Origin of the sequence: Streptomyces sp. NBC_00654 (genome assembly GCF_026341775.1) — a bacterium.
In the GTDB taxonomy this organism is placed as follows: Bacteria; Actinomycetota; Actinomycetes; order Streptomycetales; family Streptomycetaceae; genus Streptomyces.
In genome coordinates this window covers 118,530-140,352 of sequence record NZ_JAPEOB010000002.1, presented here as the reverse complement: position 1 = coordinate 140,352, position 21,823 = coordinate 118,530, and the positions used below count along the sequence as shown (strand labels likewise).

16 protein-coding genes and 9 pseudogenes are annotated in these 21,823 nt (G+C 67.5%); 10 read left to right on the top strand and 15 right to left on the bottom strand.

The window, feature by feature from the left end; all coding sequences use genetic code 11:
• Positions 1 to 10: 10 nt before the first annotated feature.
• Positions 11 to 581 (bottom strand): annotated as a pseudogene (locus tag OHA98_RS20885) (GNAT family N-acetyltransferase).
• A 585-nt stretch (positions 582 to 1,166) separates the two neighbouring features.
• Here OHA98_RS20885 and OHA98_RS20880 point away from each other — a divergent pair.
• From OHA98_RS20880 to OHA98_RS20865, 4 genes and pseudogenes are all read left to right on the top strand, one after another.
• Positions 1,167 to 1,841, top strand: coding sequence for a Ku protein (locus OHA98_RS20880; RefSeq protein WP_323179613.1), 675 nt, complete (start codon positions 1,167 to 1,169; stop codon positions 1,839 to 1,841).
• Between the two features lie 16 nt (positions 1,842 to 1,857).
• A pseudogene (locus tag OHA98_RS20875) lies at positions 1,858 to 2,825 on the top strand (ATP-dependent DNA ligase).
• 105 nt (positions 2,826 to 2,930) lie between these two features.
• A complete protein-coding gene (locus tag OHA98_RS20870) occupies positions 2,931 to 3,569 on the top strand; it encodes a hypothetical protein (protein ID WP_266930828.1) in 639 nt (212 codons plus the stop codon).
• 509 nt (positions 3,570 to 4,078) lie between these two features.
• Positions 4,079 to 4,303 (top strand): annotated as a pseudogene (locus OHA98_RS20865) (conjugal transfer protein TraA); the annotation flags it as partial.
• A 132-nt stretch (positions 4,304 to 4,435) separates the two neighbouring features.
• On the opposite strand, the gene OHA98_RS20860 reads toward OHA98_RS20865, so the two are convergent.
• Together OHA98_RS20860 and OHA98_RS20855 are read right to left on the bottom strand one after the other, a co-directional pair.
• Entirely contained in the window at positions 4,436 to 4,999 is a 564-nt protein-coding gene (locus tag OHA98_RS20860; protein ID WP_266928134.1) for a GNAT family N-acetyltransferase, read from the bottom strand.
• 465 nt (positions 5,000 to 5,464) lie between these two features.
• Positions 5,465 to 5,623 (bottom strand): hypothetical protein, encoded by a 159-nt coding sequence (locus OHA98_RS20855; protein WP_266928132.1) that lies wholly within the window; start codon positions 5,621 to 5,623, stop codon positions 5,465 to 5,467.
• Between the two features lie 205 nt (positions 5,624 to 5,828).
• Here OHA98_RS20855 and OHA98_RS20850 point away from each other — a divergent pair, with 205 nt between their 5' ends.
• Positions 5,829 to 6,134: a hypothetical protein gene (locus OHA98_RS20850; RefSeq protein WP_266928131.1), complete on the top strand. Its 306-nt coding sequence runs from the start codon at positions 5,829 to 5,831 to the stop codon at positions 6,132 to 6,134.
• A gap of 483 nt (positions 6,135 to 6,617) precedes the next feature.
• On the opposite strand, the gene OHA98_RS20845 is transcribed toward OHA98_RS20850, so the two are convergent.
• The 3 genes from OHA98_RS20845 to OHA98_RS20835 all read right to left on the bottom strand — a co-directional run bounded on the left by OHA98_RS20845 (position 6,618) and on the right by OHA98_RS20835 (position 8,201).
• Positions 6,618 to 7,112, bottom strand: a complete 495-nt coding sequence (locus OHA98_RS20845; RefSeq protein ID WP_266928129.1) for a hypothetical protein — start codon at positions 7,110 to 7,112, stop codon at positions 6,618 to 6,620.
• Between the two features lie 20 nt (positions 7,113 to 7,132).
• Positions 7,133 to 7,582 carry a hypothetical protein gene (locus OHA98_RS20840; RefSeq protein WP_266928127.1) on the bottom strand — a complete coding sequence of 150 codons (450 nt, stop codon included), beginning with the start codon at positions 7,580 to 7,582 and terminating at the stop codon, positions 7,133 to 7,135.
• Positions 7,583 to 7,820: 238 nt separating this feature from the next.
• A complete protein-coding gene (locus OHA98_RS20835; RefSeq protein ID WP_266928125.1) occupies positions 7,821 to 8,201 on the bottom strand; it encodes an FKBP-type peptidyl-prolyl cis-trans isomerase in 381 nt (126 codons plus the stop codon).
• A gap of 694 nt (positions 8,202 to 8,895) precedes the next feature.
• On the opposite strand from OHA98_RS20835, the gene OHA98_RS20830 reads away from it, so the two are divergent.
• The gene (locus OHA98_RS20830; protein ID WP_266928123.1) at positions 8,896 to 9,420 is read left to right on the top strand and encodes a hypothetical protein; all 525 of its coding nucleotides are present in this window, start codon (positions 8,896 to 8,898) and stop codon (positions 9,418 to 9,420) included.
• A 56-nt stretch (positions 9,421 to 9,476) separates the two neighbouring features.
• Here the strand turns inward: OHA98_RS20830 and OHA98_RS20825 are convergent, their stop codons facing one another.
• A complete protein-coding gene (locus OHA98_RS20825) occupies positions 9,477 to 9,779 on the bottom strand; it encodes a hypothetical protein (protein ID WP_266928121.1) in 303 nt (100 codons plus the stop codon).
• A gap of 86 nt (positions 9,780 to 9,865) precedes the next feature.
• Here OHA98_RS20825 and OHA98_RS20820 point away from each other — a divergent pair.
• A pseudogene (locus OHA98_RS20820) lies at positions 9,866 to 10,121 on the top strand (transposase); the annotation flags it as partial.
• A 20-nt stretch (positions 10,122 to 10,141) separates the two neighbouring features.
• On the opposite strand, the gene OHA98_RS20815 reads toward OHA98_RS20820, so the two are convergent.
• Positions 10,142 to 11,401, bottom strand: coding sequence for an IS110 family transposase (locus OHA98_RS20815; RefSeq protein ID WP_266928119.1), 1,260 nt, complete (start codon positions 11,399 to 11,401; stop codon positions 10,142 to 10,144).
• Between the two features lie 361 nt (positions 11,402 to 11,762).
• Between OHA98_RS20815 and OHA98_RS20810 the strand changes: the two are divergent.
• Positions 11,763 to 12,221 (top strand): annotated as a pseudogene (locus OHA98_RS20810) (IS5/IS1182 family transposase); the annotation flags it as partial.
• A 632-nt stretch (positions 12,222 to 12,853) separates the two neighbouring features.
• On the opposite strand, the gene OHA98_RS20805 reads toward OHA98_RS20810, so the two are convergent.
• Positions 12,854 to 13,693 carry a helix-turn-helix transcriptional regulator gene (locus OHA98_RS20805; RefSeq protein ID WP_266928117.1) on the bottom strand — a complete coding sequence of 280 codons (840 nt, stop codon included), beginning with the start codon at positions 13,691 to 13,693 and terminating at the stop codon, positions 12,854 to 12,856.
• Between the two features lie 460 nt (positions 13,694 to 14,153).
• Between OHA98_RS20805 and OHA98_RS20800 the strand changes: the two genes are divergently transcribed.
• Together OHA98_RS20800 and OHA98_RS20795 are read left to right on the top strand one after the other, a co-directional pair.
• On the top strand, positions 14,154 to 14,573 hold the full coding sequence (locus OHA98_RS20800) for a hypothetical protein (protein ID WP_266928115.1): 420 nt from the start codon (positions 14,154 to 14,156) through the stop codon (positions 14,571 to 14,573).
• 134 nt (positions 14,574 to 14,707) lie between these two features.
• A complete protein-coding gene (locus OHA98_RS20795) occupies positions 14,708 to 14,992 on the top strand; it encodes a hypothetical protein (RefSeq protein ID WP_266928113.1) in 285 nt (94 codons plus the stop codon).
• A gap of 1,507 nt (positions 14,993 to 16,499) precedes the next feature.
• Here OHA98_RS20795 and OHA98_RS20790 read toward each other — a convergent pair.
• The 6 genes and pseudogenes from OHA98_RS20790 to OHA98_RS20765 all read right to left on the bottom strand — a co-directional run.
• Positions 16,500 to 17,069 (bottom strand): annotated as a pseudogene (locus OHA98_RS20790) (helix-turn-helix domain-containing protein); the annotation flags it as partial.
• A gap of 198 nt (positions 17,070 to 17,267) precedes the next feature.
• Positions 17,268 to 17,559: pseudogene (locus OHA98_RS20785) on the bottom strand (HNH endonuclease); the annotation flags it as partial.
• A gap of 23 nt (positions 17,560 to 17,582) precedes the next feature.
• A pseudogene (locus OHA98_RS20780) lies at positions 17,583 to 18,175 on the bottom strand (hypothetical protein).
• A 118-nt stretch (positions 18,176 to 18,293) separates the two neighbouring features.
• A complete protein-coding gene (locus OHA98_RS20775; RefSeq protein ID WP_266928111.1) occupies positions 18,294 to 18,791 on the bottom strand; it encodes a VOC family protein in 498 nt (165 codons plus the stop codon).
• An 851-nt stretch (positions 18,792 to 19,642) separates the two neighbouring features.
• Positions 19,643 to 19,981 (bottom strand): annotated as a pseudogene (locus OHA98_RS20770) (transposase); the annotation flags it as partial.
• 97 nt (positions 19,982 to 20,078) lie between these two features.
• Complete coding sequence (locus OHA98_RS20765) at positions 20,079 to 21,629, bottom strand: RICIN domain-containing protein (RefSeq protein ID WP_266928109.1); 1,551 nt, start codon at positions 21,627 to 21,629, stop codon at positions 20,079 to 20,081.
• Positions 21,630 to 21,823: the final 194 nt, after the last annotated feature.

Below are 21,823 nucleotides of genomic sequence, written 5' to 3'. Positions count from 1 at the left end.
GGCGTCGGGCTCAATCGCCTGATCGACTGCCAAGATCCGCGGACAGTGCCGCGTAGATGTACTCGCTGCCCCAGCGATCCCCGTCGAGGTCGTTCTCGACCAGGGTGCGCCTCCCGGCGCATCCCGAGGCGCTCACAGACCCGCACAGACCCGGTGTTCTCCACATCCAGCCGTGCGTAGAGCCGGTGCACGCCCAGCGTGTCGAAGGCAAATCCGGCCAGCGCCGCGGCCGCCTCGGTCGCGTAGCCGTGCCCCTCGTGACGTGGAGCGAGAGTCCAGCCGATCTCGGCCTGGGCGGCGCGGGCATCGGCCAGGCCGAGGCTCACCTCGCCAAGGACGCCGGGCTCATCGTGTCGGCAGACAGCGAGCGCCAGCTTGTCCCCGTCGGCGCGCCAGGCCGTCTGTGCCGCGCGCTCGGCGGCAACCTGCTCGCTGCGATCCCGCGTGTGCGCCGGCCGGTACAAGTAGCGCGCCACGCTCGGCAGGCTCTGGTAGGCGTACAGGTCGTCGGCGTCGCCGGGAGTGAACAGACGCAGCGACAACCGCGGCGTGGTCAACGGCAGCAGCGAGGCGATGTCCATGCGGACCTCCCTGACACGGATGTGGATCAAGTTGCGGAGCGATTGTCGCATCGCGACTGCCCGGCAGCCACGCCTTTTCAAGAGCAGCGCTCCGAGCCGTACTTCACCACGAGGCGCGGCATTCCAGGAGTTTTTTTACTGACCCACGTTCCTCGCCTCCGTCGCGAGGGCGCCCGCCGGTACGCCGTCGGGAGCCTCGCGCTGTTTGTCCGTGGTGACCAGCTGTCCGCCCGTGTAACGCACCATCGCTTCAAGGTTTCCGGCGCGGTACACCATGCGACCGAGGGCCGCCTCGATCACGTTCAGGTCGGCAGGTATGCCGATTTACTCGGTCGCCATGAGCGCCAGGCTTCCACAACGCCCCCGATGAGAGCGTCACCGCTCCTCGGAAAGTAATCGACGATCTCTCGGTGAACCCCCTCTCCGGGAACGATCACTGCGTGAGCCGAGCATGAATACTCTCAGAGCCAAACAGCTGTACCCGTCTCAAGGCCGGGATGTGGTTCCAAAGGATGCTTGGGAAGGCTCCCAGCAGCTTCGTGATCGAGGCGATGAAACAGTCGGAGCCGACGTGCCCGCGACGCATTGCCGCAGCTCAGAGCCCATTCGGTCAGCTTGACGGTCGGTAGGATCGACGGACAGGTCGCCGCGAAACCGTACGCGCTGCTCCGTAGGGCGCTGGAGCGCTCCGACCGGCTCCCGGGCGCCAAATTTTCCTGGCCCAACCGCGAAAGGCCGGGTCTGCCGCGGGTTCAGTCGGGTGCGATCATGCTGCAAGCGATGCGGTGGCCCGATGAGATCCGCAGCCCCGAACCCCTCACCCCGACGCCCGTGGAGCTGGAGGAGGGCGAGAGCGAGCAGGCGGTCCAGCTCGCCGACAGCATGACGGTCGAGGACCTCCCCGAGTTCAGGGACGAGTACCGCGACGCCCTGGAGGCACTCATCGCGGCGAAGGCCGAGGGCAAGGCGCTCCCGGAGCCGGCCGGGGCCGGGGCCGGGGCGGGGGATTCGGGGACGGTCGTGGACCTGATGGCCGCGCTGAACGCCTCGGTCGCTGCGGCGAAGGAGGGTCGCGGCGAGGAGAGCGACGAGCACGCCACGGTGCACGAGATGCGGCACCGCAAGGTGACCACGGCGACGAAGGCCACCCCAGCGAAGAAGACCACCAGCAAGAAGACCTCCACCAGCAAGAAGACGGCCGAGGGAAAGAAGACCAGCACCACCAGGAAGACGACGGCGAAGAAGAGCAGCGCCTCCTGACCCCCTCCCCGATGTCATGAGCGTCCGGCCCCGGATCGACCCCATGCTCGCCATCCCAGGCCGCCTGCCACCACCGGCCTCGGACGCCTGGGTACGCCTACGAGGTGCAACATGGGACTGGCCGGGGCACCGTGAAGGCCGCCCGCCTGACCCGCACCGTTGTGACGGGACGTGCTGCTGCGGGCCCGTTCCGGTGCCGACATCACCCCCGCCTACCCCGAACTAGCCTCGCTCGGACAGGTGTTGGGTGGGAGGCCGACAGTTCTGGACGGGGAGATCGTCGCCCTGGACGAGGACGGCCGCAGTGACTTCGAGCGGCTGCAGGCGCGGATGGGACTGGCCGGGGCACCCGCGAAGGCAGCCCGCCTGGCCCGCACCGTACCCGCCCACCTGATGCTGTTCGACGTCATGCTCCTCGACGGCACCGGCCTCACCCGGACCCCGTACACGGAACCCCGCGAGGTACTCGAAGCCTCCGTCTTGCGGGCCCGGCCCGGTCTACACCGGCGGCGGTCACCGGGCACGGCACCGAGGCCTGGGGCATGACCCGGGAAGTGGGGCTGGAGGGGCTGCTCGCGAAGCGTCTGACCTCCCGCTACGAACCAGGGGTGCGCTCCCGCGCCTGAATCAAGATCCGCAACGTCCGCACCGTCGATGTCATCGTCGGCGGCTGGGTCCTCAGCCGCGGCCATCTCGCCGGACTCCCCGGAGCCCTCCTCCTGGGCCAACGTGACCTGGACGGAACCCTGCGTAGCGTCGGCACCGGATGGAACGACACCGAACGCACCACCCTCGCCCAACTCCTCACCGAGGCCTCGGCCGACACCTGCCCGTTCACCGACACCCCACCGGTCACCGAAGCCCAATGGATACACCGCGCCTCGTCGCCGAAATCCGCTACACAACCCGCACCCGGCGCCGGACGCCCGGGCCCCTTCCTGGCACCGCCTGCGCCCCGACCTCGCCCCCGACGACATCCTGTGACTGGTCGCGATAGATGACACCTGGTCGCGACGACTGAAACCCAAAGCGCGACCGAACCCCGCCACTAGACTCCGGCACCATGACGGCCCCACTCCCGTATCGCCGATCCCGGTCGCGCCTGCCGGCCTGACCGACCGGGCCAGAAGGTTCGTCGAGGTGGACGGCGTTCGCGTTTCTCGGCAGGGCCTCGGGCAGCACCGAGAGAGGTGGATCGAGCACGGGGTCCCGGCCGTGGAGTTCGACCGGGCCGCGGCCTTCCAGGACCGTTGGGGCGGCTTTGCGCTGTCGCCTGCCCCGTTCTACGAGGACGGTCCGCGCATCCTGGGCACCGACTGTCCCGGGGGCTCGGCGGCAGAGGGCTGGTTTTTTCCGGCGGGAAGCTGTCGGGTGTCCATGGCCCACGGATTCATGATCGGCTCCGACGGCGCATTCGGGATCGATGCCTACCGCTGGACACCGCTGCATGCCAGCACAGACGGATGGGTGGAGTCCTTGGCGCTCGCCGCCCATGCCGGTCGCTGGGCCAGGACCGGGACAAGGATCAAGGGGAAGACCGTCGCGTCATTGGACCTCGTCGGCTTCGAGCCGGTGCCTGAAGTACAGGGCGTGACGGTCACGTGGTGGCGGGGCAAGGACTCGCTCATCGCCCTCTACCGAGGCGAGGCCGTCTCCATGGACACTCCGCGATGCCTTCAAGCCCACGTGTACGGCGGCCTCGACGCGTGGGGCCTCCACGGCGGCTGATCGCCGGCACCACCGAATCTCAGCACCTACCTGGCCGGGTGACCCGCGCCATCGCGCTCAGTCGCATCGAGCTGAGCAAGGTCCCTGGCTGGAGGAAACAGCCCAACGCCGGAGACAGGGGTCGGCCGACCAACCCGAGGAGGTGCCAACAACGATGACCAGACGGTGCCAACTATCGAGACCGGAGGGGAGCATCGCGCCTGCTCGGCGAGCTCCGCTGATGTCATCTATCGCGACCAGTCACAACATCACCTGCGCCGGAGCGGTGACACCGTGCTGCGCGGGGTGGTCAGTCCGGATGTGGAGGAGTGCCCGGCTGGGCGAGTCCAGCGGGCGTTCAAGGCCCGTCATCCGTACGGTCGGTGTGGGTGCCCCTGACAGGACGGTGCTCGTGTGGCCCCGCGGGTCCGTCGCACGTTCCGCGGGGCCAACCTCTATGTGAGGGGCAAAGCATCCAGGAGCAGCCCCCCTGAAAGCAGGCTCGTGCAGGTGAAGACGGTGACGCCAACACTCGCCCGGCCGGACACCGGATGATGACCGCCGACCCTGCCCTCTAACAGCGCGACACCGAGGACCAGGCCGTGCTGCGCCCGCTGACCCTCAACCGGTCCGCTTCCCCGTACGAGCGGGCACGCCTCGCCGCCGGCGCACTGACCGCCCGGGTCCACGCGGCACGCCGCGGCGGCCGCCTGGGCTTCCGTACCCGGCCGCACACCGTCGCCGTACCCGCAGCCCAATACGAAGAGATCGTCCGCCTTCGGGCCACAGCTGCTGAGACGGCATCCGTGACTCCACTCCCTGGCGCCCGCCTACACCGTGATCGGATCATGCGACTGACAACGCGGGCAAGCAGCGACTCCCCGACATCAGGTCGGGGTGTCGGCCCTTCGTATATGCAAGTGGCCGTCCCTGGGGAAAGGCGGCCGAGCCGGAAGGACCTGGTGAAACTCGTATCTGGCCTTCTCCGCGACCCGGCACGACGCGAGGTTGTCCACCTGATGGAGCAGGTCGAGACGCTCCAGACCTTCGACCATGAAGACGCCGAACGCCCAACGGGTGAGAGATTCGAGAGCACGAGGGGCCACCCCTCGGCCTCGGGCGTGGGCTGCTGTCCAGTAGCCGACCTCTGCCGATTCCTGGCTGGGACCGGTCCGCTTCATGACCACGTTCCCAGCCAGTCGGCCCTCGCCAGTGCTGGAGTGATCTTCATACACGGCGAAGCTCAGCCGTTCTCCGGTCTCCCAGCCGCGTCTCTGAAGCGCCAGCCACTCGGCTGCATCCTCGATGCTCTCTACCGGAAGCCTCGTCCAACGACGCAACGTGGGATCGCGATATGCCGCGACCAGCGGCCCGGCGTCGCGATCATTCCAAGGGCGCAGGAAGAGCGCTGACGCAGACGGCGTCGCGTCCACCTGCAAGGTGACGGTCATCTAAGTCCTCCCCGAACAGTTCACCTGATCATCTCTCATCCTGCGAGCTGTGATCCGCGCGCTCGCGCGGTCAGCAGAACGCAGAACGTAGAACGCAGACAAAGGAACCGAATCGGAGAAGACGTGCCACGGGTCTCGACACAGGGCAAACGTACGGGGACGTCCGGTCAACCGCGGATGTCCATGCGCTGATCGACGGCGGCCGACTGCCCCCGCCGCTCGCGTCCCGCTCGGTGTGGTGGTCCAGGTTCTCGAACGTGGCCGGGTCGAGCCACACGTCACGTTGCCACGGCGGATTGGCCAGTGCCAGCACCGCCGGCACGAGTTGGATTCGAGCACGTGCGGTGAGCAACTGGTCGTCCACCCGGCGGAGTTTATCCGCAGAGTGGACGACCAGTCGCAGTCGGACGTCTCCCCAGGTTCCTGTCACGGTTCCATCGAGAATGCGGGTGGTGCGGTCCCGGGTCAGGCGGTGGCCGCTGCGGCAGCGAGAACGTCGTGGAGTCGTACGCCGCTGAGGTCGCCGACCCGGAAGAACTGAACATCGAGGTCCCCGGAGTTCCCGAAACGGCGGCGGGCCGGACCGCCGGTGCTGCGCCCGGGGATACGTGGCGCGGTCGCCAAGGGGTGAGGAGGGCCCCGACCGGGTGCTTGAGTCCCCGGAGCTGTCGCTAAGGCGATCTCGGCAGAACGCCGTGGCACATCCAGTGCCGTAGGCGCGAGGCGGGACATCCCGGTGAGGGGAGACGCTTGGACACTCCGGCAGCTGTGGCCACTGGCTGCGCCGATAGTCTCTCCGGAAAAGCCCCGAACACGTTGCGAGAAGCCAGTGATCCGAGACCTGTACAACGTCCAGGTGCAGCCCGCGGAAGGCGGATCCACGCCACTGACAGAGGAGGAAGAGCAGCACGTTCGCAGGGTGCTCTTCAGCGATCTCGGCAACATCATCGCCGAACGAGGCTGGGTCCGCTTCCCCGCATACTCGCCGGAGGAACGCCGCCGACTGGTCGATGTCGCGCACCGTCTCAGTGGTCATTGGGGGCAGCAGGTGTTCATTGAGGCCGAAGACCAGTGCGCCATGAAGCTCTATCTCGCCGGGCACGGATCGCGGCCGGCGAATCGCCTGCTGCCGTAGACAGGAGATCTCTGTCCGTGCGATCTAGGCTAGTGGACATGGTTGGGTGATACATCGCCATGAACTGCCGGACTCCGAGTGGGAGTTCGCCCATCCGGTGGTGAGGGTGGGCGGGGCGTGTGGTGCGTTGCCGGCCCATGTGTGCAGGAGGTAGCGGACTGTTCCGGTGGTGCGCCCGGTGGTTTCGCTGGTGTGGTCGATGGTGTGGTCGATGGTGCGGCAGGCGACGTGGTGCAGGACGGCGACTTCATACGGGAGGGGGTTCGCGGCGGGGACCGGGAGCCGTGTGGTGCGGATGGTGTGGGCATCGGTGTAGGCGCGGTGGGAGGGGTCGCCCCGGACCTCGTCGCCCAGGCCCGGCAGGTCCTGCCGCTCTGGCGATGCAGGTGGGACAGGGCGCTCGCGAGGGTGGGGATGGGCCCGTGGCCGGGGGCGGCACTGGCCACGGTGTCTGACGGATGGTCCGGGCCGGGGCGGACAGTGTCACCAGGGCGAGGCGGCGCTCGCGGCGGCGGGCGGGCTCTCCAGCATCCGGTTGAGGGCGCTGGGACTCATGTGGAGCATGTCCGCGATCGTCTGCATCCGCATCCTGCTGTCGCGGCTCTGCAGGACAACGGCACTCTTGAGGTCCTTCCAGACCGTTTCGCACTCCAGGAGCACGGCGAGTGCGTGCTCGGGCTCCTCGCCGCTCACGTCGAGCCGGTCGATCAGGTCGGGCAGGGCATCGAGCGATGCCGCGGCGAACTCGCTATTGTCCGCGGCGGGCAGCAGCCTGACGGAGCGGCGGTAGCGGGTGCCGCACTGGTCGCAGCAGTAGACGCGCTCCCGTCCGACACGGGTCTGGGTGACGGAGTTGGTGACCGGCAGCGCGTCGATGTCGGTGGTGCGGTAGAGCATGACGTGGGCGGCTCCGGCCCGTGAGGTCCCGAAGCGGACCTCGACCGATTGCGGGGACCGGATCCATCCGAGGCGCACCATGTGGTCGAACTCCGTACGCGTTACCCCCAACCCTGCTGCTTGCATGTTCCGGTCCGAGCGGGGTGTCGGCGGCGAACCAGCACTGCCAGGTCCGCCCGCCGGCAGACCTCCGCGACCTGCCCGGGATGAAGCAGCGACCCGTCCAGTGTCGCACTCAGCCCGGTGAGCAGCCCGCAGCCGATGAACCGCCGGACCACGAAGACGGTCACGGCCGCCTTTCCGACCGTGTTCGGAGTCCCGAGGACTTCGGCGATCAGGTCCGCCGCCGCATGAGCGGAGATCGGCGCACACGGAAACGCGCCCCGGATCACACCGACGTCCAACCCCTCCACCGCGGCCCGGGACCACCGGCAGGAGCACACGTCGGGATCCGGGACGAGCCCGGCGTGCCGCGCCCACCGGAACGCGGCCGCCGTCACCCGCAGCCGCTTCGCGGCCTGGCCCGCGTCGTACTCGGTCAGTCGTGCCATTCGTTTCGCGGGGGTTCAAGGCCGTCGGCACCCCGGCCGTCGGCCGGCGGTCCGGGCTGGGATTCAGGCCCGCCACCGGGGTATCTGCCGTTTGTGGATCACGGCCGATGCGCGATATTGCCAGCGCGTACCCCTGTCCGTGGCTGCGGGTGAAGGGTGTACGGGTGTGGTGTCGCGGTCGGCCGGCAGGTGTTGCCCGGCCCTTGGTTCCGGGCGGAGAGGCCGGGAGCAGAAACCCTCAGACTGCGACGGAGAGCAGGTCCACCACGAAGACGAGTGTCGAGCCCGCCGGGATCAACGGCGAGGGGGACTGGTTACCGTAGCCGAGGCGCGGGGGAACGATGATCTCGCGCCGGCCGCCGACCTTCATCCCTCTGACCCCGCGGTCCCAGCCCTTGATGACCTTGCCACCGCCCACGGCGAACTTGAACGTCTTGCCCCGGTCCCAGGAGGTGTCGAATTCCTTTCCGGACTCGAAGGTGACCCCGACATAGTGAACCTGGACAACCCTGCCCGGCTTCGCCTCAAGCCCGTCCCCGACGACGAGGTCGCGGATTGTCAGCTCAGTGGGAGCGTCACCCTCCGGAAGGCCGATCTCGGGCTTCGTCGGTTCACTCATCGCAGCCTCATTCGCTCGCCGCCTGGAGCCCTCATACAGACCAGCCAGGCACATGATCACTCCATGCAGTAGACCATCATGTGCCGTGAACACCGAATCTCTTGCGGTGCATCAAGTCCAACGGAGCACGATGCTCAGCGTGACCGGGCGCGCAACGTCATCGCTACGCCGCGCCCGAGCCCGATGACGGCGAGGCTCTGCTCCCCGCGTCCGCAGGCATGGCCCCTGGGCGTCGCCTGGTGGCGGGTGGCCCGCTTCGCGGACGGTTCTGCAGCCTGCGCTGACAACGGTTGTGGACGCGCTCCGAGCAGCGCCCGCAGCCGGCCCGGACACACCGCCCCGGGCCGCGAGGCCTCTCGCTTCCACCTCGACCGTGCCGAACTCAGCCGTAACCGCCTCGACGTCCACATTGTCGATCCCGTCGAACACCAGCGAGCCCCAGAACGGTGCACCGGTCCGCCTGACCAGCACCATCACCGCTTACCACCGGCTGCGGCAGCGGCCAGAGGGGGCGTCACTTCCGACTGTCAAACGACAAGGCGTACGTCGCCTACCGCGAGCCAGACCCTCGCAATCGAACGTCGCGGAGTGTCACGGGGGCAACAACATGAGTTGGGTCAGCCCGTCGGGCGGTTTGCCGGGACAGCCGAAATTTCCGGGCACTCTCGCGAGCCGTGCTGGCATCGTTTGGGTCATGGCAGCGATAGACGACACGTCCGATCCCGGCAGCCCTGTCCGCAGCGCTTATCCGCCCCTGGTGGAGGCAGCGTGGCTGTATCGGGCGGATCAGGTGTGTCCGGAAGACCTGCCGATGATCGCCGCCCGGGCACTCGCAATCGGAATGGACACGCCGACCCTGTGCGAGCTCGCCGGTCTGCCGCGTCATGCGGACCCCCGGGACATCCGTGACACATTCGAGCAGGCTCTTGAAGAATTGGGGATCATTCTGCCCGATCATCACGTGGCCCGACGATACGCGCTGCGCAGGCTGGCCGCGCAATTCACCGCCGGGGAAGTGGATCTTGCCGAGTTGGCATCGGACGAGTGGTCGGAGATAGCGGTCGAGACCGCCGAGGAGCAAGCATTCGTGGAGCTACTTCCGCCATGCGCGTGCTGCATCGAGTACACGCTGCGGCTCGACGAGGCGGCATGGAAAGCGCAACTGCAGATCGCGGCCTGTGCCTTGGCCTCACATCCCAGTGTCGGGCCGCGCTTCTGACGAGTGGGGTCAGAAGGCATTTCAGGCGAAACACCTGGGGTCGCGATCGCGGAGAGTCATTGAAGCAGGATCATCTTGCGGAGTAGTCCGAATCCGGCTCGGCCGTCGAGCTGCCGCTTGATCTTCTTGATGCGGCTGACGGCGCCCTCGATGCCGCCGGTGCTCCAGTCGAGAGTGAGCCCCGCGGTCACGGCGTCGAGGTCTCGGAGCAGGTGGAGTGCAAAGCCGGTGAGGCCGGGGAGCTGGCTGGCATCGACGGCGTCGATCCAGGTGGGGAGCGTGGAGCCGAGGCGGTCGGTGAGTATCTCGCCGAAGTCGCGGAAATGTTCGCCGGCCTTGTCCAGTTCGGAACAGCGCACCAGGACCTGGGGCCGGTCGTGCGGACCCGGGACCGCGCGGCCGGCTGCGGCGACGAACGAGTGGCAGGCGGTGACCAGGTCGAGAACTCCGATACGTCGTTGATACCGGGTGCAAGTGGAGGGCCCTACCTGCGGATTTCCTCCGTGGAGGACAGCTTGAGCTTCATGGCCCGCTGGGCGGCGGCCGGGATCGCCGGACAGACCCGCGACGTCCTCGCCGGGCGGATCCGGCAGGAGACGAGTAAGGGCCCGAGGGTGGGGACCACCGTCATCGACTCCCAGTCGGTGGAAGCGGCCTTGACGTTCGGCAGAGACAGCCGCGGCTTCGACGGCGGGAAGAAGACATCCGATGCGGAAAGTCGTCAAGCCGCCAGGGACAGCTGGACTTCTCGTGGCGCGGGGAAGGCGATGTCCTCGCTGAAGTGCGTGCGCTGGGTGAGGCAGTGGTGGAGGCAGCCGATCATGCGGCTGAAGAGGTTGCGCTGGGCGGCGGTGTGCCGGTCGCCGGCGTTGCGGCGGCGGTCGTAGTGGGCCCGGGCTCCGGTTGAATGGGCCATCGCCGAGAAGGCCCACATGTAGCCGACCCCGGCCAGCCGCTGGTTCTTGACCCTGCGGGCCATGACCACCGTGCTCCTGCCGGAGGCCCTGGTGATGGGGGCCGCACCCGCGTAGGCCTTCATGCCCCGGGGGTCTGCGAAGCGGGAGCGGTCGTCGCTGATCTCGGCCAGGACGCGGGCGCCGCTGAGGGGGCCGAGCCCGGGGAAGCTGGTGATGATCCCGGCGTCAGGGTGCTCCTCGAAGGCCTCGGTGGTGGCTTCGGCAAGGTCGTCGGCGCTGGTGCAGGCGGCGTCCAGCTGACGCAGGAGCGCGAGGGCCTGCCTACCCATGGCCTTTTCCACCAAGGGGAGTTGGCGCATCTGCGGCGATCGGAGAGCGGTATGGAGGCGCTCGGCCTCAGCGTCGATCGTGTTCTTGCGGCCAGCCTTCTTCAGCAGGGCCCGCAGCTGGGCGCGGGTGAGCTTGGCGGCTTGTTGCGGGGTCGGTGCCGCGGCAAGGAGGACGCGGGCGATCGGGTGGAAGATCCCTTCACGTCGGTGGCCGACGGCCGCCAGGTAGCCGGGGAAGTACTCGCGCAGGTGCGATGTCAGCTTGTTGCCGGCCTGGGTGCGGTCCCAGACCGCGTTCTGCTGAGCACGGGCGAGCACGGCGACGGCCTGGACGAGCTCGGTGTCGGCGGGCAGCTGCCGGTGGGCGTCGGCGTCGGTGCGGAGAATGTTCGCCAGCACCAGGGCGTCCAGGTGATCCGACTTCTTGCGCGCGACGGTCCGGCGCTCGCGGTAGCGCGCAGCGGCCATGGGGTTGATCGCGTACACAGGGCGGCCGGTCGCGCGCAACGCAGCGACCAGGAGGCCGTGCGAGGTCTCGATGGCCACCGGGATCGGGCTCTCCGCAGTGTCGCCGTGTTCGGCGAGCATCTGGAGGAGCTCGTTCAGGCCTTCGACGCTGTCGTCGATGCGGGCCCGGGCCTTCAGCGCGCCCGATTCGTCCACGATGGCTATGTCGTGGTGGTCGCTGGCCCAGTCGATGCCGCAGAACACTCTCACTTGCTCCAGCTCTCTCATCTGCTTCCTGCGTTTTAGCTGGTCAAAGCCGTGCAGGGCATGCGTCTCTTAATGGAAGGGCTCGTTGGCCCGACATCCGATTAGCCGTTCATGACCCCAGCGACCTGCGGGGCCCTCAGTCTCGAACGGAGCTGGTGGCTCCCGATCACGTAAGAGGTGGTCCCCGCAGGAGGCTTGAACCATGATGATCATCGGTCATCAAGGGGGTGGTGCTCGTGGTCGGCGGCGAGCGTCAGCACACGTCAGTCTTCTTTGAGGGCTCACGGGCCCGGATCAACGGAGGACGTTGTGCTGACGCCGGCGGCCGGCGACGAGCGGGCTCCAGTCGTGCCAACTGCCGCCCATTAGATCAACGGCCGCAAAACGGCACCTGGTAGTCGGCACCCGCGGCCTGCCCCTGCTGGGCATGGTCACCCCCGCCCCGCTCACCGGCCGCGACGCCGCCAGGGAACTTCACTTCCGCCTCCGCCTCATGCATCCCGAGATCACCATCGTCCGGGCCGACTCCGCCTACGCCGGAAAGCTCGTGACCTGGGCAAAGAACTACCTCAGCCTCACGATCAAGACCGTGAACCGCCCCAAGGACGCCACCGGGTTCATCGTGCTGCCCCGCCGCCGGGTCGGTGAACGAACATGGGCTTGGATGATGCACGCCCGCCGACACGCACGAGACTACGAACGCCTCGTCCAGCACTCCGAATCCTTGATCACATGGGCAGCCATCACCCTCATGACCAGGCGCCTCACACGCAAACGCGCTCGACAGCCAAAGCCCCGCTCCGCCGCGCCTCGTTCCTGGCCGCCGCGCGTGACACATGCTGATCAAAACGGCAAGCAGGAAGTCCGCTGCCGACGGCTCTCACCACCGTTCTTGCCTGCGCGGCAACGTAGGCAGTTCAAGGTCACGGCGCACATGGCCTTGTGGCGTCAACGATGGCCACTGCACCCGGCCCAAGCGGCGCCGCTGTCCTCCTCCAGCCGGCGGGCCGTCAGGGCCGTGGCGGCCGTCTCCACCCAGTCGTCGACGAACAGCACGCGCCGGCCGGGGCGCAGGTCTCGTCGCCGGATTTCCCAGTGCTCCGTGCGGGCGTTGTAGTCGGGTGGGGTACTTCGCAGCAGGACTTGACCCCCTGTATCGCTCTCAGCGAGGTCCCTTCGCATTCGTCCGCCGGCCGGCCGACGAGGTCGTCCGGGGCTGGCGGGAATGGGAGCGGCGTGGGGCGCCCGGGATGTTCGACTTCGGCCTGCACATTGCCCCGACACACAGCACGTGTTCTCGGGCGACGCCCCGCACGGTTCTCGCTGGGATGCGCTCGTGCGGGGCCGAGCGGGCGCCCGCGGATAGAAGGGCAGTGGAGACCTGTGCGTTGATCTTCTGATCCGAGCCCAAATGCGACAGGCCGTGGGCCGGGTCCGCACGATCGCGAAGACGAGGGAGTCGACCCGGTTGAGCTATGAAGTGTGCCTCTGCGGGGGTTGGCCGGGGAGCGGAGCCTGGAAGTGATGGCCGTTGAGCAACGCGCTGCCCAACGGGGTGAGGGTGTGCAGGACGGCGCTGCCGTGTCGGGTGGTGGAGATGAGGTCGGCCTGGCGGAGTACGCTTGCCTGCTCGCTGGCGGTGGGCAGGGATGCGGAGATCCGCTTGGCCAGTTGTCCGGTGGTGCAGGGGCCGTCGCTGATGGCGTGGAGGGCCTGGGCGCGCGTGCGACCCAGGAGGGCGGACAAGGCTTTGTCGAGCCCGAATTCCCGGGTTGTCAGCAGGGTGGCAGCGTCGGAGACGCTGCGGATGACGGGGATGAACAGCAGGACAGGTGCCTGGTCATCCGTTGGACTGGTGTAGGTGATGGGCCTGGTCTGGCAGAAGGCGGAGGGGACCAGAAGCAGTCCCCGGCCGTCCAGTTCGACGGTACCGGTGAGTGAGCCCCGGCCGATCTCGAGTGTCGGGGACTTCCAGCGGAATCCCGGCGGCAGCCCGGCGAGCATCGCCTCGACCCCGTGCTCCGCCAGGGTGCGGGCGTGACTGACCTGCTCTGCCTGTAACCGCGACAGGATGCGTGGCCAGTAGGGGGCCACGGCAGCACGGTGGGAGTCTTGGAGATAGGCCACCAGTTCTTCGCGGGTCTCACGGTCATGCGCGATGTCCCCCCAGGCAGTACCCGCCCATGGCCCCGTGCAGCGCGAGTAGCGGGCGCGGGCCTGGACCGCTCCGGCGAGCTCGGCGTGGAGATGGTCTGCTCGGGCCGCACGCAGTGCCTCGATTCCTTCCTCTATCGAGGCCGATACTCCCGTCAAGGTAAAAAGATCCAGAAACGCCTCGTGGAAAAGGGCAGAAGCCGGATGTGAGCATGCATCCGACCTGGCGTGAACTCTCTGGCGCCAGTTGCCGAACAGAGCTCGCCCCTGTGGCTGCTGCAAGGTCGTCAAGGAGAAGAAGGTCTCACCGAGCGGGCCCCATGTCGAGGCGATTCGAGTCCTGGCCAAATCTTCGGACGTGAATGTTATGCGCAGCACGCGATGTCCCCTCCGGTTGGTCTGGCGATGTCATCATCCCCGCCGCTCTCAGATCGCTCCAAGGTGCTTCTGCGTCAGGCACTTCGGCCACAGCCGAATGTGTTAGGGCCGGCTCGGGATGTGCCGCCAGGATCTGTTCCAAGGCCAAGCAACGCAGCCGGGCCGAACTCGCCCGCTCGTGGTGAAGACGACGACCGCACCGAGCGGATTCACATCTACGAAGCGACTAGGAGATACACATATGCACGTACGTCTGTTGCTCACCGGCATAGCTCTGGGGGCCACCATGCTGGTGGGCAGCGCCGCCACCACCGCATCGGCGGACGCATCCGCGAGCGTGACGGACGCAGCACCGAACTGGACACCGTCGAACATCGGCGCCGACGCCCTGGCCTGCGGGGATGACAATGTCGTGAACGGTCCAGGGGGCACCAGCGTAAAGAACGCCATCTGGCTCAGGAACGGGCCCAGCGCGGGCTGTGGCAACTCCAGCGGCTACACGCTCACCGTGGGGACGCGACTCGGCGGCTGGTGCTACACGTACAACGAGTCCGGGAACAAGTGGTACTACGTCAGCGTCGGAGGCGCAGCTCCGCACGGCTGGATCTACTCGGGGAACGTCACGTCAGACGCGAGTTCGATCACCACGCCCTGCTCCTGACGTGAGCCGAGCAGCTCCGTGAGCTGACCCCGATTGGTCGGGGCTCCGTCCGGTTCGACCTGGAAAAGCCCCGCCAAACAAGAACCGGGGCTTCAGAAGAGGCACTCAGCAGACCCTAGGAAGAGGGAGAAACCATGCGTACTACAGCAAGGCGGGCTTTCACCACACTCGCCACTAGCGCGGCCGTCGTCATGATGGCCACGGCAGGAGCCTCAGCGGCCCCGGCTTCGGCTTCGGCTTCGGCTTCGGGCACGGCCGGTGTCACGCCCGCCACCCTGGCGCCTGCCGGGGCCGAGGGATGGGACTACATCGGTGAGTTCTCCTGGGCGACGTGCATAGACCTGCGTGACTCCTATGCCGGGAAGGCCAAGTGCGTTGAGAACGCCGGCGGCCTGTACGACCTCTACGTCTGGGTGTGATCGACTCCTCTCCCGGAACCAGTGCGTGAGAAAGCCGCCCGAGGGCGAACACGGGGCGGCCACAGGCCCGTGAGAGCGATTCACCTGCCGTACGAACGGCCCTGCCCCCGCGATCCCGTCGCGGGGGCAGGGCTCCTGTGACTGAGCGTTGGTTCTGTTGTGGCGCCGCCGGAATTCACCGTGCCACCGCAGAACAACGCGCGGTTGAAGTTCACCGTGCTGTTCTCACCTTGTTCTTCAACCTCAATGCCGTTGATCTGGAGGACTGGTGGGGGTGCGACGGCCGCGATGACCTGGAGGGTTACTGCCGGTCGGCGGGTGCGCTGTGGTGGCCGTGGCACGGTCGGGGTTCCAGGACAGGAAGCGGGACAGCTTGCGTTTCGCATGACGTATCACGGCCCGGAGCCTGCAGGGCGGGTTGATCTCTTGGGGTCCATGAGGGTGGTGATGAGCCGGTAGCGTTCGGCCTGGTCACGGCCCGGTATATCCAGGCTGTACTGGATCACGCGGATCTGATGTCCTGGGGCGGCCGGACGCTTCGGCCCCGTCCGCCGCGGACGGTGGAGATCTGCGAACCGTCGGGAAGAACCTCCTCGACCAAGAACGTCCCCGGCGTCCGCTCGTCGGCCACCGCCGCCCCGGCCACGAGCCCTGTGGCGGCATACAAGGCGGACCGCCCGGAGAGCGGGGCGCTCCGTGTGGGGTCTTGACCACGCATGTGACGGTAAGCGTCAGCATGGCCCGGCGCATGAGTGGCCGTACCCAGACACTGACGATGCCGACACGCCGAACTGCGGCGGCGAGTCCGGTGTTCTGCGCTGTGCAGAAGACCGGAGTTCCCTCCCCAGGGTGTCTCTTGGTGAACTGCCGTTGTCGAGGCCGGCGGTTGGGTACTGTCCTGTGCGCACGCGGGCTATGGACCGGGAGTAGGCCGCGCAAGGAAGTTGGGGGAGACGGGTGCTGAGCGACGACGAAGTCCTCAAGGCCGTGCAGACCGAGATCGAGAAGCGAGGGGAATCCCTGTCGGCGCCGCCGGGTGCCGCGATCACGTGGCATCCCCTGCTGGAGGGAAAGATCGTCCGGTGCGTCGAATCCCGCACGGAGATGGAGCGCTTTCACGCCGGTCCCCTCGACCTCTCGAAGCATTCGGAGTACGACACCACGATCAGTCAGCGCCGCATTCCGCCGCCCCGGGACCCGTCCAAAACAACCACGCTGAGACTGGTACGTCGGGGTTCGGTCGACGACCGGTCCTGCGACTGCGGCAACGGCACCGTCGCCTGCCAACGATGCAAAGGCGCGGGCGACCTCCCCTGCGAGCAGTACCGCCCCTGCGCTGAATGCCGCAGCCTCGACAGCTGCCTGCGGTGCGCCGGCACCGGCATCCCCAACCAGAAACCGGCCGGTCCGCCCGCTCAGGACACCGACGAACGCGTCCAGTGCAGGCAATGCGGTGCCCATGACGCCGCATGCACCAGATGCCACGGCCGAGGCCAGGTCTGCCTGCCTCATTGTCCCAGACAAGCGTCCTGGGGACTGCTTGCCAGCCGTCGGCCAGCAGCCGCCAGTGACCGTCGATCAGGTCGCCGGTCTGCCGGGAGGGCAGCATCCGGGCGGTGATCATCCGTGAGTAGCCCGAGACGATGACCAGGACCGGCGGGCGTCCACTCTGGCCGTAGCCGAGGGGGATATCCACCGGCGGAAACCACAAGTCGCACTGCGCGAGCTCACCGGGCTGATAGACCGTCCGCGATACCGGATCCACCGGCAGATACACCGGCCGCAGCTCACGCACCCGGTCCCGCAGGATCGTCAGCCCGCGTTCCCAGCCGATTCGCTCCGCGATCACAGTCACGGGCATGGTCGGGGTCTGCCGCAGCAGCTCCCGGACCGCAGGTTCCACCGCGTCCACCGCAGACCCCTTCGCCGCCCGCCGGTACTGAGGGGGCCGGTCCGAAGCAAGAGCCCGTAGCACCGTGTTCCGTGAAATCCCCAGCTGTCGGGCAACAGCCCGCGCGGACAGTCCTTGAGCCCGGTGCAACCGGCGGATCTCAGCCCAGTCCTCCACAAGGATCACCCTCTCTTCCTCCCGCTCCAGAGATCCTGAAGCCAGAATGATCAAGAGATCGCAGAGTGGCTCACTTTTCATCCGCCGTCCGTGGTATCCATTTCACCCGTTGCCGACAGGTGCACGTCACCGCCGCCGCCCCGGCACCACCGGATACCCACACGCATCGCATTCCCCACGTCCACGACGGGATGGCCGCCGGTCCGATTACGGTGCGACCTCGTACTTCACGACCGTGTCCGCGCAGCCGTCGGCCAGGGCGTTGAGGGCGGTGCGCTCCTTCTCATCGGCATTGAGTCTCCAGCGGAGCTTCGTACTCACCCAGTCGGCTCCATAGGCGCACTGTGCAGAAGCGGCCCGGCGGAACCCACTGGGCGGGGTCCTTGTCGCTCTTGGACCGGTTGGTCTTCGCGATGACCGCGACCAGCGAGCGGTCGCTCCCGAGGTCGTTGGCGTACCGCATCCGCCGGTCGGCGTCCCACTTCGAGGCCACGCTGTCCTAGACGATCAAGTCCGATGTCTTCAGTGATCGAATGCGACCAGCGAGCGCATGATCGGCGCGCCGGTCTTGTGGTTGCGCCAGATAGCGGCAGCCATCGCCAGGATGCGCTGGGCGACCCGGACGGCGACGCCCTCGAAGGTCCGTCCGCCGTGCTGCTCCAGGTCCAACTGCCCCTTCAGCGTGTCGTTCACCGACTCGATCAGCTGCCGCACCGACTTGAGCAGTCCCTCGCCCTTGCGCTTCCTCTCCCGCCGGTCGGCGTGCAGACCAGGTACAGGCGCAGGCCCCAGAAGAACCGCGAGTGGGAGGCGCAGTATCTGTATCCGGCCCACCCGGCAAGGTCCGACCGCTTCACCGTCGGCCGCGACATGCCGCGCGGCACCGGCGTGGAGTCGACGATCCAGTGATTGTCGAACCAGAAGTCCGTGTCAGCAGCCAGCATCCGTATCGCCTTCTTGACCAGCGGCAATGCCGCCTTGAGGCGCTTGTTGTACCCGGACTGCTGCGGCAGGTACGGAAACATCGAGGACATGTGCGAGTTCGCATAGCGCAGCCAGCGCGTGTCGATCTTCACGTACAGTGCGGTCAGCAGGGTGTCCAGGTTGTTCGTCACGCGACGATTTTGGTCACCCTCTTCGCGTTCCTGGACACTCCGGTCCCGCCGGCGGGCGGCGCGATGGCTGGGGGACCGTGCTCCGGGCCGACGACCTGGCCAACGCATAGGCACGTTGTCAGACGAGGTCAGAGGCCCGGCCGGGGAAGAAGTCGGCGCTTTGGACATACTCCATCGCCTTGGTGAACTCCGGGTCGCCGAGGCGGCGTTCCATCTCCTGCGGACTCAGATCCTCCACGCGGGTCTGGATCCAGTACAGGTTGCCCAGCGGATCACGCACCCTCCCGACCCGGTCACCGAAGAACAGATGGGTGACCTCGGTGACCGAGGTGCCGCCAGCTGCAACGGCCTGACGGTGCACGGCGTCGGCGTCCTCGACGTAGAGGCGGAGGAAGCCGGGGGTCGGCGGCCACTCCGGCCGCGCGTCGAACAACATCACCACCGAGTCGCCGATTCGTACCTCCGCATGCGCGACGCTTCCGTCCTCACTGGTGAGACAAGCGAGCTCCTCCGCGTCGAAGGCCCTCTTCATGTAGGCGATGAGCTGCACCGTGTCGCGAGAGATGATCCACGGCGTCACGGTGGTGTAGCCCTGGGGAATCGGCTTGACGGACATATAACTGCCTCCTGGAGCGCGAACCACAACTTGGCGACGACGCTAACCGCGATATAGGTAAGTTTCTGTCCTAGACGGGCACCAATGGCATCGTGCCAAGGCGCGCTGAGGCGGAACCCTGCGAGACGGGTCAGCCAGACATAGGACTTGATCGTCTAGGCCTGCGAACGGAACTATGTGGTCGATGTCGAGCCTGCCCGCCGCAGTGACGGTCACCTCGTCGTAGTAGGACAGCCATTCACCCCCGGTCAGCGCACACCGTGCCCCCTGCTCCGGCTTTACGACGGCCTCGGCCAGGAGCACTTCGTTGCGGGTCGAGCAGCCGTCTGAGTCCTCGTCCACCCAGTGGTTGAAGCTGCCCCGCTCGTATCCGTTGCGCACCTCGTCGCCGGCCGGGATGAAGGCGATGGCCTCCTTGAGGCTCAGGCCGCTGCCGTCTGCCGGTGAGCCAGGGGCGGCCGAGCCGGAGGCGGATGTGGCTGGGGGCTTCCGGTCGGTGCCGGTGGGGCCGGGCTGGGCGGCACTGGGATGGTGCAGGCAACGAGGGAAGCCAGTGCGAGGGCGGCTTTCAGGGCGGCTTTCAGGGCGTGGCAGGGTGCGGTTACGGGATACTCCAGCGGCTGGTCAGGACGCTGAAGAGCCCTCATGATCCCAGCTGGGAGAATCGTGTGACAGGCGCTCACCCGGGCTGGTGAAGTCGGTGGTGACATGCGGTCAGGGCGCTGGGCCTGGTCAGTCATCCCCATGGTTCTCCGGATTCAGGCGACCGGTGGGTGCCGGACTGTCGGGTGTCGGCGTAGACGCGGGGCCGGATCCCGGGCTGTTCGGTGGGTTTGCTGCCCGGTGGTGACGAGGGCCCGGACATGTGACCCGTCCATGGCGCAGTCGTCCAGGTCCAGCAGGCATGCGCGGCGAGGCTCCGTCAGCAGGGCAGCGTGCAGGCACGGCCATACACCAGCCTCGGTCCAGTCCCGCAGCTGGCGCTAGGCGGTCACACCGGAACACCCCACGGCCTCCGCGGGTACGTCGCGCCACGCGACACCGGTCCGCAGCACGTACATGACGGCCGCAAGTGCCACTCGGTCGGGAACACACCGCCGCTCGGGATCGCGGCAGCACCGTTCGGGGGCGGGCGGCAGCAGCGGGGCCACCCGCTCCCACAGATCGTCAGGAACAAGATCAGTGCGCACCCGGACGCCCTGCCGACCAAGATCGTCGAGGGCAAGACCCGCAGCTGAGCTCATTTGCTGAACCGATCAGTAAGACGGAAAGCAGTTGCTGTGTCGGTCAGAAGGGGCGAACCCAGCCCTGGACGTTCGCGCTGCCCGGTGTCTGGGCGACGGCCGGGGAGTCCTGGTCGATGCCGGTGGTGGCGAGGACCAGACCGGTCTGGGGGTTGGTCATCCGGAAGGTGCCGTTCTTCCGGGTGACGGTCCACTTCTGGTACACGTCCGCCGGGCTGAAGGGCTTGGCGGTCACCGTACTACCGGCGGCGGTCGGGGCGGTGAGGGTCAGGGGCTGGGCGCAGTTGTCGGAGACCCGCACGGTGCCGTCCGCGTTGGCGTCAATCTTCCAGTGTGACGAGTTGTACGCCGGGGCGTACTTGCTGATACGGACGTTCGCCGGGGCTGTGGCGGCGCAGCCGCCGGCGCGCTCCAGGCCCCACCGGCCGCCGTTGCTGAGTCCGTGGGCCTTGCCGTCGCCCACGGGGCTGGGGCCGTAGTCGACGGCGCTCCTGGAGACGAGCAGAAGCGCCATGCCGGTGGTGGACATGCCCGCGTTCGGGCGGGTGGTGTTGAAGTACTGCGAGAAGGTGGTCGGCTTCTGCGCGGCGACGGCGGTCAGGGTCGGCCCCCAGCCGTTCTCCACCAGGCGCCAGAGGCGCAGTAGTGAGCCGGCGACGTTTCCCTGGACCTGGTCGCCGATTTCCCACCCGGGGCCGTACTGGATGGGGACGTACACGCCGTTGGGGTGAACGTAGTCGTAGTCGTTGAGCACGTATGCGGCGGTGGCGTCCGCGAAGCCCTCGGTCCAGGCGCAGGTCTCGGAGCTGGCCGTGGGGATGTAGTGGGGGTTGCAATTGTCCACGTTCGGCCACACGCCGTCGTAGAGGCGGTGCAGGAGGAAGTGGCCTGCCTCGTGGAGGATGGTGTGCTCGGAGTCGGCGGCCTCGCCGTCCAGGTAGACGGTGTTGGACCAAGGGTTGTACTCGGCGGAGGTGGTCCCGTCGCTTACGCGGATCTCAAGCCGAGTGCAGGCGTTGTTGTCGGGCTCACCGGCGGTCCAGCAGTTGCTCACTGTGTTGTCGCGCTTGCGCCACAGGTCGTAGACGGTGTCGAGGGCGTGCCAGCCCCGTCCCGCGATCCCCGTGGCAAAGACGCCGGGAAGGGAGTAGGTGCCGCCGCCGACATCGGTCAGGGTCTGCGAGTCCTGGGTGAAGTAGGCGTTGTTGGCCGAGTCGATGACGCGCCACAGCCGACGGCTCTCCGACCAGACCCTCACCCACACCTTGTTCATCGTGACGGTCGTGGTGGGGGTGTAGCAGAGGTTATAGGCGCCGTCGTCCGAGGTGAGCTGGGAGACGCCGAGCCAGCGCGGGGTGTCGTTGCTCTTCTCGGCTCCCCACAGTTCGACGTTTGCGGCGCGGACGTACTTGGTGAAGGTGGGTTTGGTCGTTCCGGCCTCGGCGGACTGGTACGCGTAGGAGAACCTGCCCTGGAGACAGACCGGTGTCGCCGCCCTCGCAGTCGTGGCGGTGAAGGGGACGAGCGCCAGGGCGATGAAGAAGGCCGCGGCGAGGGTGATGACCGGATGAGCCAAGCGCGATCGGAGGGCCATGGAAGCCTTTCTGGAAGCGCGACAATCCCGGGACGGAAACCGGCGGCGGCAGTGCAGAGACAACGAACCCTGCATCTGCTGTAGGACGTCGATCGCCCGGTCGACTCATGGTCGGGGCATGGTTCCCCGAACAACAGGGCGCGCAAGAGCACGGTCAGGCGCATGGAAGCACACCGGATGGGAAAGAGGTTTCC

What these genes read in the sequence shown, in the direction of transcription:
- OHA98_RS20830 (WP_266928123.1), top strand. Translation starts at nt 8,896, where the DNA reads ATGGCAGCGATAGACGACACGTCCGATCCCGGCAGCCCTGTCCGCAGC.
- OHA98_RS20840 (WP_266928127.1), bottom strand. Translation starts at nt 7,582, where the DNA reads ATGGCACGACTGACCGAGTACGACGCGGGCCAGGCCGCGAAGCGGCTG.
- OHA98_RS20835 (WP_266928125.1), bottom strand. Translation starts at nt 8,201, where the DNA reads ATGAGTGAACCGACGAAGCCCGAGATCGGCCTTCCGGAGGGTGACGCT.
- OHA98_RS20775 (WP_266928111.1), bottom strand. Translation starts at nt 18,791, where the DNA reads ATGTCCGTCAAGCCGATTCCCCAGGGCTACACCACCGTGACGCCGTGG.
- OHA98_RS20795 (WP_266928113.1), top strand. Translation starts at nt 14,708, where the DNA reads ATGCGTACTACAGCAAGGCGGGCTTTCACCACACTCGCCACTAGCGCG.
- OHA98_RS20800 (WP_266928115.1), top strand. Translation starts at nt 14,154, where the DNA reads ATGCACGTACGTCTGTTGCTCACCGGCATAGCTCTGGGGGCCACCATG.
- OHA98_RS20765 (WP_266928109.1), bottom strand. Translation starts at nt 21,629, where the DNA reads ATGGCCCTCCGATCGCGCTTGGCTCATCCGGTCATCACCCTCGCCGCG.
- OHA98_RS20815 (WP_266928119.1), bottom strand. Translation starts at nt 11,401, where the DNA reads ATGAGAGAGCTGGAGCAAGTGAGAGTGTTCTGCGGCATCGACTGGGCC.
- OHA98_RS20845 (WP_266928129.1), bottom strand. Translation starts at nt 7,112, where the DNA reads ATGGTGCGCCTCGGATGGATCCGGTCCCCGCAATCGGTCGAGGTCCGC.
- OHA98_RS20860 (WP_266928134.1), bottom strand. Translation starts at nt 4,999, where the DNA reads ATGACCGTCACCTTGCAGGTGGACGCGACGCCGTCTGCGTCAGCGCTC.